The sequence below is a fragment of the Amycolatopsis sp. NPDC005232 genome, assembly GCF_040607795.1.
Lineage (GTDB): Bacteria > Actinomycetota > Actinomycetes > Mycobacteriales > Pseudonocardiaceae > Amycolatopsis.
Map to the genome: position 1 here is coordinate 25947 of NZ_JBEXHL010000003.1, position 12240 is coordinate 38186.

The following is a 12240-nucleotide window of genomic DNA, read 5'->3' on the forward strand; positions in this document are numbered from 1 at the left end:
CGTCGGGCTGGCTCATGTGCGAGCGGAATCACCAGGTCCGCAACGGCCGCTTGCCACGGATCCCCTGCAGGGCAGTCGCCGGCTTATGCCCAGAACCGTCCCGAGGCACGGTCTGGATGGAGACCTCTCGCGGAGAGCCGGTGTCAAGGAGGTCGAAGGCGTCGTGGGTGAGATCAACGGCGCGACGGGCGAGTGCCACCCGGGCGCCGAGGCGCTGCAGGCCATGGAGGACATGCAGGTGGCGGGCGTGGTCCAACAGAGCGGGCTGCGCGACCGGCCAGATCTCTCCCTTGATCGAGCACTTGAGCGAAAGCAGCACATCGCCTTCGTTCGGTGCCACCCCTGTGCAATCAGGCGATGCCGTACCAGCGGGCGTCACCTATGGTGGCGAGCCACATCTACGGCTCCCGAAATTGGCGCCGACGCGTTGCCACGACCGGCTACCGGCTACTTGGAGGTGACCGTCGCCAGTGCCGCGCAGTGCTCGGACAGAGCGCGCGTGGCGGCCTGCCAGGCCGTAGCATCGCCGCCCAGTGCGGAGTACAGGTACGCCCACGTCATTCGCTGGGTGATCGCGAGTCGCTCCGGGTCTTCGTCGTCGGTCTCCTTGAGGTCGTAACCCATGATCCCGCCGAGGAAGTGCTTGCCGCCGGTGAGAGTCAGGAGCGCGTCAGCTCCCGCTCCGCGCGTGTACGGATCGGCGTGCCAGGCGGGTCCGCGGGAAGTCAGGTCAGGGCTGCTGTCCTGATCTCCGCAGACCACCAGCGTCCTCGTTGTCAGAGAAGAAAAGTCGAGGTCCAGCTCGGGGTAGCGCTCCAGCACAGCAGGGAGCAGGCCGTCGCCGTTGCCGACGGGTGCCAGCAGTACACCCGCCTTGATCCGCGGGGCGAGCATGCTCGGCTCTCCGCGCAAGCTTGCTCCCATCAGCAGGCCGGCCGTTTGCCCTCCGGCAGAATGCCCCATCACCGCGATCCGGTCGCTGTCGAGCCGTCCGGCGATGCGCGCCTGCTCCTCGATGTCCCCGAGGCGATCGAGAATGAGCGTCATGTCGTCGATGCGCGAGCGCCAGAACATCGAGTGGCCCGGCGCCGAGGGATCCAGGCCGAGGCCGCCGATCTTGGAGCTCAGGTGAGTGGGCTGGATCACCGCAAACCCGTGTGCTGCATAGAAGTCGGCCAGCGGACTGTAGCCGTCCTTCGAAGCCAGGTACCGCGACTCTCCCCCGCCGTGCGAGAGCAGGATGACCGGCAGCCGCTCATCGCCGGCCGCGACCGTCAGGCGCAGCTCGAGGGGCAGCGGACGGTCGGCGGTCCGCAGCGTTACGGGGTTGTACGAGACGGCCGGCGTCTCCGGGCCGACGGGGATGCGCGTGGCGAGATCGATGAACTTGTTCATGGGGGCGGCTTCCTTGGACTATAGTAAGTGGAGTCCGATTCCACTTACTATAGGGAATCAGATTCCACTTAGCAAGCAGGGAGCGAGACCGATGAGTACAAGATCGCCGCGCGCTGACGCGCAGCGCAACATCGATGCGCTGCTGACAGCTGCTCGGACCATGTTCGCCCGCGACGGCGTCGACGCGCATGTCAAAGCCATCGCCGAGGAAGCCAGAGTAGGCGTCGCGACGCTGTACCGCCACTTCCCCAAACGCTCGGACCTCGTGCTGGCAGTATTGAGCCACGAGGTCAGCGAGTGCATCGCGACCGCGACGGCGCTCTCGAACACGTATCCGCCACGAACAGCGATGACGAAGTGGGTGGACCGGTACACGGAGTTCGTCGCCACCAAGCGCGGGCTGGCGGCAGCACTCCATTCGGGCGACCCCACATTCGAAGGCTTGGGTACTCGCCTGCTCCGTCAACTGGAACCGGCACTTGCCGGACTCCTCGACGCGGCAAGGGAGACCGGCGAAATCCGCTCCGACGTCTCGGCCGACGATCTGCTCCGCGCAGTGGCCCGCCTTTGCGTCCCGGGCCCGGGACGCAAAGGTGAGGCGTTCAGCCGGCGGATGGTCGGTCTGCTGCTCGACGGCCTCAGCCACCAGCACGAGGAAGCCTGACGGAGACGTGCCCCATCAGGCCTGGCCGCCGCGGTCACCACCAGGGCCACGCGGCCGCGGGAACTACGGCCCCACCGACAGGACATCACCGTGGAGAGTGTGTCCCCAATGACGGGTAGCGCCTTCCCCACTCGCTGACGGAGTTCGGTCAACGTGCATCCGCCGGGTCGATCTTCGGCACGTCGCATCCGGCCGTGATGCAGGTCTCCGCGTCGCCGAAATGCCCCCTGCACCAAGGGTTCCCTGCCCACCTAACACTTGGCCGCGAAAAAGCGCACCGGCGCGCACACGCGGCATCCCCCCGAACAGCTCCAGGGTGCACGTCCGAAATGTCGATCAGACCAGGACGGCGGGCAGTTGGTTTTGTCTGCCTGATGTGGGTACTGGCCCACTTTTCGTGACGAAGCCGATCCTTGGGCCTATAGGCCGATGTTGTTCTGTTGTGCGGCCGTGAGGAGTGCTTCTCGCTACTGTCGGGAACACGACCAAGGACTTCCTCGGTGCTCGAACCGATCACCGTGATCCGTTCGCCGGAGGCGGGTGGCACCCAGCCGCCACCGATGAACAGCGAATCATGGTGTGAGGACACGCCTTCTCCTTCGGTCGGATCAACGGCCGGCTGTCAAGCCCAGGATCGGTAGTCGTCTTCGGGCAGCGGGTGGTCGACGGGGACGACCCGGGAGTGGGCAGCCGTCAGGCAGCCCGGGCAGTACAGCTGCCGGAAAACCACCTCGGCGTCGACGTACTCCGAGGGGTCGTGCCAGATGTGCGGACCTGCTTCGGCTGGGAACGAGTCGCGACGAGCCAGCCCGGCGACGAATCCGTTACCCGCCAGCGGACCGATCCGCGTGCTGCAGTGAACGCACACGACGGTCCCCCCGTCCGGTGAATCCACGACGCCGAGGTTGTCGTCGAGTCGACGGACCTCCGCCAAGTTCGGCGCGCCGATCGGCGTCAGCTGCGTGCCGGAAACACCGGCACCGGACGCCCTTCGACGCCGAAGCTTGTCGCGAGTCTCATCGGTCGCGGTCACGTCCACCTCGCCGTCGTACCGGAGCACGACGCCGTAGACGGCGCGGGCGGCGTCCGCCGAGACCCGGGCCTGCCGCACGTCGTCACGCACGTTCTCGGCAAGCCGGAGCAGCGGGTCGCCGTAGCCACCGCCCGACTGCCAGTGGAGGTAGAGCGCGTCACCAGGGCCGAGGTCCGACTCACCTTCGCAGGGCAGTACCTCGATGTCCCCGCCCAGCTCGCCCAGGTGGGCGGGGATGGTGACCGCCTGGGCGAGCTGGGGTTCGTTGACTCCGCGCACGACCAGGTCGAGCTGGGAATTGCCCGGGTAACCTCCGGCCAGTCCGACGTTCTGGTTCACGACCTTGCCGGTTCCGGAGACGACCAACGACATCGTCCCCTTCTGGTCCGGGTGCTGGACGTAGCACACGGAGCCGCTCATCCCACCGCGCTGCCGGCCCGGCCCACCCGAGTCGATCTGCTCGCGGCGCCACACTGCCACGAGTGGGTAGAGGTACTCGGTCATCTCGACGTCCGGTGCCCGCGCGGCGGGGATGATGAGCCGACCACCGGTGTCGACGCCGTCGTGGTACACCTGGGCGCCGTAGCCACCGGCCATGACGTCGAAAACGGGTGAGACGAAGCCCTTGCTCCCGCCACCACGGACGTCCACTCCGGACACCACACACAGGTCGGTGGTGCCGTTGCAGATCGATTGCACGTCGCTGCGGTGGTCGGGTTCGGCGTCCAGCATCTTGGCGAGAACCTCGGCGACGAGGTTGCCCGATCCCCACGCCGGCCCGAACGGTCCCTTCCCGACCGCAGCCGGAAAAGACGCGTTGGTGATGGTGTCCTCATCGGTGATGATCTCGAAGCAGCGCATGAGGCCCCCTGCGGCCCACGGGATGTCACCCGCCAGCAAAGGCAACATCGTGAAGACGATCCCCGCGCGCAGCCCCGGATAGGGACAGTTGATGACGCCGGTCTGCTCAGCGGTGCCGCGGAAGTCGAAGACGAGCCGGTCGGCCTCCTTGGTCATCGCTACCTTGATCTGGTGCAGACCGCGGTCACCGGTCTGCGACTGCTCCTGGTACCCCACCGCGGTCCAGGTTCCGTCGGGCAAGGTCTCGAGCTTGGCCCGCAGCCGGCGCTCGGCATCGTCCATCATCCGGCGCATGACGATCTTGACGGTGTCGGCGCCGTACTTGGTGATGAGCCGCAGGATCTGCTCGGCCGCATTCTTGTTGGCGGCGATCTTGGCCCGCAGATCGAGACCCACCAGATGCGGGAGCCGCGACCGGCGGACCCAGGCGTCGGCGACATCGCGCTGCAGCACTCCACCGCGGACCACTTTCAAGGGTGGCGTCGGAACTGCCTCGCCGAACACGTCCCGCGCTGACGGGCTGAACGAACCCGGCTGCGGTCCGCCCAGATCGACTTGGTGGGCGATGGCGGTCGTCCAGCCGAACAGCTTGCCGTCGTGGAAGATCGGCGCCAGGATCGCCGCGTCGTTCTGGTGCAGCCCGCCGCCGATCCACGGGTCGTTGCACAGGAACATATCGCCCTCGGCGATGCCGGGGTTGTCGCTGCGGTTGCGCAGGGTCCACACGATGGCGAGATCCATGGAGCCGATCAGGCCGATGTTGTAGCTGCCGACCTGGACCTGCTCACCGAGCTCGTCGCAGATGGAGAAGTTGAAGTCGTTGGACTCGGTGACCACGTGCGATCCCGACATCCGCCGCAGCGTCTCACCCATCTCCTGGGTGATCGCCCAGAGCCGATGCCGCACGACCTCGTAGGTCAAGGCGTCGACGTGACCGGCCTGCTCGTCGTCCACCTGGTGCAGCGGGAGCTCGGGTGAGATCTGCCGCAGCAACTCCTCACGGGGAACGGGCCGGCTGGTGAACTCGTCCGCCCCGGGGATCCTGGATTTCATCGAAGCTGTCCTCACTGGTAGCTCAACACGAGATTGCCGAGGCGGTCGACGCGACCGGTGACGCCGGCGGGCACGACGACCACTGTGGTCGGCACGTCGACGATCGCGGGCCCGACGATCTCGTGCCCGGCGCGCAGTCGCGCGTAGTCGTAGACGGGAGTCGGCACAAAGCCGATCTGCGAGTCGAGGCAGACGGGGCGTTCCCCGAGGAGTGCCTCGGCGGGCCCGGGGCCCTCGGCTCGCAGTACCTCCGGCAAGTGCACCGGGAAGCCGAGGCTCGCCTGAGCCCGGGCGCGGTAGGTGATCGCTTGGACTCCGGCCTCGCGGTAGCCGGCGCCGCTGCCGTTGATGCGCTCGTACTGCTCCTCGAATCTTTCGAGGATCTCGTCGCCGGTACGCTCGGTGAACCCGGCTTCCGGAACAGCGGTCGCGAGCTCGGTGACCTGCATCGAATACCGCAGGTCGACCTCCCGCTGCAGGGTCACGTCGTGGAACTTCACCTTCTGCCGATCGAGTGCACGCTGCAGGTCAGCCTCGAGCCGGGAGTAGTGGGTTTCGAGCACCGTGTGGTCGACCGGGAACGAAGACGGATCGGAGAGCTCCGCGCTGAGCACGACGTCCGAGGCCGCGAGCCCGTACGCCGAAAATGCCGAGGCGACAGGACCGAGCGGCACGACGACCTCGCTCACACCCAGGTCCTGGCAGTAGCCGGCGCAGTGGGCGGGGCCGGCACCGCCGAAGGCGTATGCGACGAAATCGCGCGGATCGTAACCGGCCTGCACCACGGCCCGGCGCAGAAGATCTCCGGCCTGTGCGTTCTGCACCTCGTGGATGGCGATGGCCGCTTCCTCGACCGTGAGGCCGAGAGGTTTGGCCACGTGCTCGTGGATCGCTTCACGCGCCAGGTCCAACCGCAACGGTTTCCGGCCACCGAGCAACCCGCGCTCGCTCAGGATTCCGAGAACCAGGTTGGCGTCGGTGTTCGTGGGCCGTGTACCGCCATTGCCGTAGCAAGCAGGACCGGGCACAGCCTCGGCACTCTGCGGGCCGAGCCGCAAGTTGCCGCCGGCGTCCACCGACGCCAGAGCTCCACCACCCGAGCCGATGGTGTGCACCCGGACGGTCGCCGCGTTGATCGGGAACTGGTTCACGATGGACCCCGGCGCCATGACCGGCTCGCCATCGACGATCAGCCCGGCAAGGAACGTCGTGCCGCCGACGTCGGTGGTGATGACGTTGCGGTGCCCGAGTTGCTCGGCCAGGCGCTTGCCGCCGATGACGCCGCCCGACAGGACCGAACCGACCGTGGTGATGGCGTGCTCAGGCGCCCGGTCGGCGGTGATCGTGCCGCCCTCGCTCTGCATCACGAGCAGCGGTCCTTTGAGCCCACCCTCTTCCAGCTGCTTCTGCAGCGGAACCAGGTAGGTGCGCAACCGTGGCCCGACCTGGGCGTTCATGATCGTCGTGGAGGTTCGTGCGAACTCGCGGATGCGTGGACTGACCTCCGACGAGAGCGTGACGTACATGTCCGGGGCGATCTCGCGGATCAGTTCGCGGATGCGCCGCTCGTGGGCCCCGTTCTTGAACGACCACAGCAGGCAGACGGCGATCGCCTCGACCCCTTGGCTCACCAGGGATCGCGCGACCCGGCGGACTTCGTCCTCGTCCAGCGGAACCAAGACTTTGCCGGCGTAGTCCATCCGCTCCGTCACTTCGAGCGCACGGTACTTCGGGATCAGCGGCTCGGGCTTGCGCTGGCGCAGGGTGTCCTGAATTTCGTGGGCCGACCGGCCGAGAGTGCGACCCTCCGCGTTCATGATGTAGATCGCGTCCCGATGGCCCTTGGTGGCGATGAGCCCCACATCGGCCACCGAGCCCTGGACGAGGGCGTTGATCGACGCGGTCGTGCCGTGGGCGATGTAGTCCGTCTGCGCGAGCAGGTCGCCGATACCGATGCCGAGCTCACCAGCGAGGTCTTCGATCGCGCGCATGACGCCGACTTCGCGGTTCGGCGGAGTCGTCGGTGTCTTGGCCGACACGATCCGGCCGGCCCCGTCAGAGGCGACAGCGTCGGTGAACGTGCCGCCCACATCGATGCCCAGTGCGTATGGCATGTTGCGTTCTCCTGGTGATCTTTACCGCTGGCGGGCGGCGACGCGCCCGGTGACTGTCTGCAGGAGCTCCTCGGGACGAGCGTCCGCACCGCCCATCCAGGCGACGTGCTGGTCCGGTCGGACGAGCAGGAGCGAGGCCGGATAGCGGTCAGGCCACCGGTCGGGCAGATCGGCCACGGTCAGGGGAATCCTGAGCGATCGGGCCGCGTCGGCCCAGGGCGCCGCGTCGACGCCGGGGTCTGTCCGCACCAGCGTGAAGTCGGGCCCGAGCACGTCGAGCACCGACCGGCCGTCGTCGAGCCAGACGTGGGGCAGCCGGAACCCGGGCTGCGCTCGTTCCCGGAAGCCGCCCATGGTGATGGCAGCCTGGTCTTCGCCGCCGATGACGAGGGGCGACCCCGCGTAGTGGTAGCCGAAGCTGAAGCCGTCGGGCGAGTATCGGCGCGGCTCCGTGGCAGCGAGCCGTTCGGCGAACTCGGTGCGTGCGCGCTCACCGTCCGGGCCCGTCAGGTGGATGTCGGGCGGGACGTCCGCGAATGATGTGCGTGCCTGTGCTCCCACCGCGCCGGCGAACTGCTCCCCCACGGGCTTGCGCTCGAGCTCGTAGGCGGTCAGCAGGTCCGGCGGCGCCCACCCGTGGTGGACCGCCGCGAGCATCCAGCCCAGCGTCGCCGCGTCCTGGATGCCGGCGTTCATGCCGAACCCGCCGACCGGGATCCAGATGTGCGCGGCGTCTCCGGCGAGGAACACCCGGCCGTGGCCGTACCGCTTGGCGACCAGCCGGCGGCCCGTCCAGCGCACCACGCCGAGCACCTCGTGCTCGACGGGGCCGCCCACGGCTTCCCGCAAGAGTTGCTCAGGATCCTCTTTCTCCGTGTCGTGGTCGGGTGGGAACGCGACGTGGTTGAGCCACAGCGAATCCCCGTCGATGGCGATCAGCGAAGCGATCCGATCGCCGTACGTCCAGTACGTCCACGCGCGGTCCCGTGAGGCCAGCCGGCCCAGCTCCGGCGAGCGGACGAAGGTCGACACGAACTGCTGGATCGCGTCGACACCCTCGTACCGGATACCGAGCTGGCGGCGGACGGCGCTGTGGGCGCCGTCGCAGCCGACCACAAAGGCGCAGCGCAACGTGCGACGAGTCCCCCCGGTCTCCACGACCGCCTCGACGTGGTCGTCGTGCTGCAACAGCTCGACCAGCCTGGCGCCGCGTTCGAGGGTCAGCCCGGGAAGACCGTTCGCGTGCCGCTCCAGGATCGGTTCCAGGTAGAGCTGCGAGATCCGGTGCTGAGGTTCCGGCGTCGGCCAGCCTTGCCGGCCCGCACCGGCGAGCACTTCGTGGGAGGACGGCAGGTCGATGCGGAAGATCTCCTCACCACGCATGGTCGTCCGGTACTGGATCGACGTGGGGTAGTCCTCGGGTAGCCCAGCTCGCCGAACGTCGTCAGCGAGCCCGAGCCGCCGGAAGATCTCCATCGACCGGGCGGACGTGGTGTTGCAGCGCGGGTTGACGCCTCGCTCTTCGGTTGCCTCGACGACCCGACACGGCACACCGCGCCGCGCGAGGTCGATCGCCAGGGTCAGGCCGGCGGGCCCGGCGCCGACGATCAGGACGTCGACTCGGTCTTCGCAACTGCTGTGTTGCTCGGTCATGCGCTCAGGAACTCCCCGATCAGGCTGCAGAACTCATCCGGCCGGTCGACGTGGATCCAGTGCCCGGCCCCCGCCACCACGTTGAGTCGGCCCTGCGGCAAACGCGCGACCAGCCGCTGAGAGACCTCGACCGGAGAGACCCGGTCGCACTCCCCGTGCAGGGCGAGAACCGGGTTGGGGATCTTCGCCGGGTCGGCGGGCGCGGGCCCGTCGGCGACGTCGGCGAACATCGACCGGAAAGCTGCCTCGGCGCCCGGACGCAGGGCCTGCTCCAGCCTGTGGCCGGCGAGGTCGTCGAGGAGCTCAGGATGCGCGTGCTCGTCCGCGACCAGCCGAGCCAAGGCGGCCCGCATGGACTCCTTCGTCGGCTGGTCGTAGAACGGAACCGTGCGCGGCAGCGGCCCGGTTCCCGCGCCGCCCATGAGAACCGCTCGCCCGATTCGCTCGGGCGCCTCGGCCAAGAGAGCCAGTGCCGCGGCTCCGCCCGCGGCCGAGTTTCCCACGAGGTCGACGCGGTCCAGGCCGTGGCGATCGATCAGATCGAGGACCTGCCCAGCGCGGGCCCTCGCCCAAGCGGCCGGGCCGCGGAGCGCGCCGGATCCCGCGCCGCCGGCCGAGAGCTGGGTGCCGAAGCCGAGCAGGTCGGGGGCAAGGCACCGGAACTCAGACGAAAACCGGGAATACACCGCTGCCCAGTTGCTCCCGGCGTCGACACCGGGACCACCGCCGTGGAGCAGCACAAGAGCAGCGCTCCCGCCTGAGTGCGCAACATCCTCCGATGTGGCCGACACCTACCGCCTCCTTCTGGGTCGTGCATGGCGATCGCCGCTCCCCGCGGCGAGTGAAAGTTCAGCTGAACACGTTCATCGCCGCTTCACGGCAGTCGAGACAGGAACTCGTCGGTCTCGATCAGCTGGGACGAAGTCAGCGACATCACGCGCAGCGCGGCGAGGTGCATTTCCGCCGCGGGCATCACGCCGGCCCCCAGGTCCGGATAGTCGCACGACGCACAGGCGTCCGCAATCACCAGCGAACGGAATCCGCGTTCCAACGCGCCGCGGGCCGTACCCAGAACACAGCATTCGGTCGTCATCCCAGTGAGGACAACGGTCTCCACGCCGAGTCCACGAAGGATCATCTCCAAGTCTGTGGCATAGAACGAGTTGTAACGGTGCTTCTTGATCACCGGCTCTCCGGCCTGTGGCGAGAGCTCGGGGTAGATGTCCGCCCCGGGGCCGCCGTCGATCAGCGCTTCCCCTGCCGCCACCGGCGGGTACAGATCGCGGTGAACGCCCATGTCGGCGCCACCGGGCCGGTGAACGTGCGCGGCGTAGATGACTGCCATCCCCCGACTGCGTGCCGCCTCGAGGACTTTTTGGATGGCGGGAATCACGCGCCGGCCTTCCGGGAATTCCAGCGGCGCGCCTTCCTCCACGAAATCGTTCTGCATGTCGATGACAAGCACCGCAGTGCGGTCGACGTCGATCAGGGAACTGGTCACTTGAGCCTCCCGAAACTCGGGCTGCCGGATTTGCGGACTCGACAGCTCATGCTTCAGCCGCCGCACTCTTCACAACACCAGGTTCGGCGGCTGAACTCCCCGCGTCGCGTGACACGCGCCCGAACCGGGCGAGGAGAATCGTGGCGAGGGCACCGATCACGCCTGGTATCGCGAAGATCCGGAACATCGACCCCGGTGCCCAGCCGGCTTCCAGCAGCACACCGGCGAGCAACGGCGCGAGGACGGCACCGAGTCGGCTCACGGCGACTGCCAAGCCGAGAGCCGTCGCCCGGGCTTCGGCTGGATAGGTGGTCGGGACGATGACGGTGATACCCGAGACCGTGCCGTTGAGGAAGAGCCCGACGAGAACTGCCACGACCAGCGCACTGGCCAGGGTTCCGAGCGACACGGAAAAGAGGATGAGGGCCAGTGCCCCCATGGCGAAATAGGCTGCGGTAAGCCGGCTGGCCCGAACTCGAGACACCAGCAGCGCCAACAACACCGCGCCCGTCACACCACCGAGACTGAACAGCAGGCCACCACTGATGCCCTGCTGGTTGGACATGCCCGCTTGCAGCAACAGGCTGGGCGTCCACGAACTCGCGAAGTAGAACATCAACTGCGCCGCGGTGAAGGCGACCCAGACCAGCACCGTCCGAACGGCATTGCTCCCCCGGAACAACGATTCGAGGGCAACTTTGCGCGACGCCGACGCCGACGCCGCGGCAGGCAGCTCCTCGACCGCGGGACGGCCCATCGACACGAGTATCCGGTTGAACCTGGCCAACGCCTCACGGGGCCGGCGCGCGACGAGGTAGTCCATCGACTCGGGCAGGAAGCGCAGCCCGACCACGAACAGGATCGCCGTGGCAACGCATCCGAGCACGAAGACCGATCGCCAGCCGAACGAACCCAGCAGAATGCTGGAAGCAACGCCAGCTATGACGGAACCCAGGCCGTACCCCGTCGTGATCAACGCGACAACCAGCCCCCTGCGGCGAGTGTTCGCGTACTCGGAGGTGAGCACCGGCAAGCTGGCCGCCATCGCCCCCACTGCCGCACCGGTCACCAGCCGGCACACGAGCAGCTGACTGAAGTCCTGAGAAACAGACGCGGCGAGCATGCCCAGCGAAGCCAGCGCGAGACACCCGACAGTGAGGCGACGCCTCCCGAAGCGGTCGGCGAGCGGGGCCAGGAAAAGCGCTCCGAAAGCCATCCCGGCCAGGCCGCCGCTGAGCAGCACTCCCACCGCCGACGGGGACAGGTGCCACTCCCGGGTGATCGTCGGTCCGACGAAGGAGGTCACCAGGAGGTCGAACCCGTCGATGAGGTTCATCACGAGGCAAAGCACGACGGCCCTGACTTGAACGCGGCTCATCGGTGAGTTCTTGACCTGTTCGAGAACGTTCACGGGAAACCTCGCTCCATTGCGACGGTCGACTGAGCACCAGGACTGCTCTCGACTGCGCGGAGAGCAGTCGGTGCACGGCGGCAGGCGTCTGTATGTAGCGTTCACTCTACAACGCGCTCGGCGCCTTGGCTACCGGGTTCGGCGCGCTACCGATCGGTCACCGAGAACGAGTCATGCCGAGGGCGAGACCCCGCCGACCGCGGGGAGTGGGTGGCTGTCAAGAGCTTCAGGCATCACGATGGGCCTTCTTCGCAGCGTGACCAAGGCGAAGCGTGGAACCCGGAAAGGTGTCTCGCGCAGGGCGCACCGGGCAATGTCAGCGAGCGTGACGCCTACCCGGCCGGCTCGCCGAATGAACGACGTCCAGGAAAAGGTCGAACCACTCCACTGAGGACAGCTGCGACCGCCACGCCGGGCCCCGCGAAAGCGAAACGAACGAAGTGCAAGCGTCGCAACAACGACGCCGTCGGCGCCTACCGCGGTGTTCACAGCCTCTCCCCCGAGTTCGGCCTGGACGAGCCGGCTCACCGCCTCACCGCGACTCCTCGACCGCGC

9 protein-coding genes are annotated in these 12240 nt (G+C 67.8%); 1 reads left to right on the forward strand and 8 read right to left on the reverse strand.

Annotated features, from left to right (window positions below):
• Positions 1–28: 28 nt before the first annotated feature.
• Both ABZU76_RS07510 and ABZU76_RS07515 read right to left on the reverse strand, forming a co-directional pair.
• Complete coding sequence (locus tag ABZU76_RS07510) at positions 29–340, reverse strand: hypothetical protein (RefSeq protein WP_354866080.1); 312 nt, start codon at positions 338–340, stop codon at positions 29–31.
• A 107-nt stretch (positions 341–447) separates the two neighbouring features.
• Positions 448–1395: an alpha/beta fold hydrolase gene (locus ABZU76_RS07515; protein ID WP_354866082.1), complete on the reverse strand. Its 948-nt coding sequence runs from the start codon at positions 1393–1395 to the stop codon at positions 448–450.
• Between the two features lie 91 nt (positions 1396–1486).
• Here ABZU76_RS07515 and ABZU76_RS07520 point away from each other — a divergent pair, with 91 nt between their 5' ends.
• Positions 1487–2059: a helix-turn-helix domain-containing protein gene (locus tag ABZU76_RS07520; protein ID WP_354866084.1), complete on the forward strand. Its 573-nt coding sequence runs from the start codon at positions 1487–1489 to the stop codon at positions 2057–2059.
• 622 nt (positions 2060–2681) lie between these two features.
• Here ABZU76_RS07520 and ABZU76_RS07525 read toward each other — a convergent pair.
• From ABZU76_RS07525 to ABZU76_RS07550, 6 genes are all read right to left on the reverse strand, one after another.
• Positions 2682–5006 carry a hydantoinase B/oxoprolinase family protein gene (locus ABZU76_RS07525; protein WP_354866086.1) on the reverse strand — a complete coding sequence of 775 codons (2325 nt, stop codon included), beginning with the start codon at positions 5004–5006 and terminating at the stop codon, positions 2682–2684.
• An 11-nt stretch (positions 5007–5017) separates the two neighbouring features.
• The gene (locus tag ABZU76_RS07530; protein WP_354866088.1) at positions 5018–7120 is read right to left on the reverse strand and encodes a hydantoinase/oxoprolinase family protein; all 2103 of its coding nucleotides are present in this window, start codon (positions 7118–7120) and stop codon (positions 5018–5020) included.
• Between the two features lie 21 nt (positions 7121–7141).
• Entirely contained in the window at positions 7142–8773 is a 1632-nt protein-coding gene (locus ABZU76_RS07535; RefSeq protein WP_354866090.1) for an FAD-dependent monooxygenase, read from the reverse strand.
• Complete coding sequence (locus ABZU76_RS07540; protein WP_354866092.1) at positions 8770–9564, reverse strand: alpha/beta hydrolase; 795 nt, start codon at positions 9562–9564, stop codon at positions 8770–8772. Before ABZU76_RS07540 ends, ABZU76_RS07535 begins: the two co-directional genes overlap by 4 nt.
• A gap of 83 nt (positions 9565–9647) precedes the next feature.
• Positions 9648–10274, reverse strand: a complete 627-nt coding sequence (locus ABZU76_RS07545; protein WP_354866094.1) for a cysteine hydrolase — start codon at positions 10272–10274, stop codon at positions 9648–9650.
• A gap of 46 nt (positions 10275–10320) precedes the next feature.
• Positions 10321–11610 (reverse strand): MFS transporter, encoded by a 1290-nt coding sequence (locus ABZU76_RS07550; RefSeq protein ID WP_354866096.1) that lies wholly within the window; start codon positions 11608–11610, stop codon positions 10321–10323.
• Positions 11611–12240 lie beyond the last annotated feature (630 nt).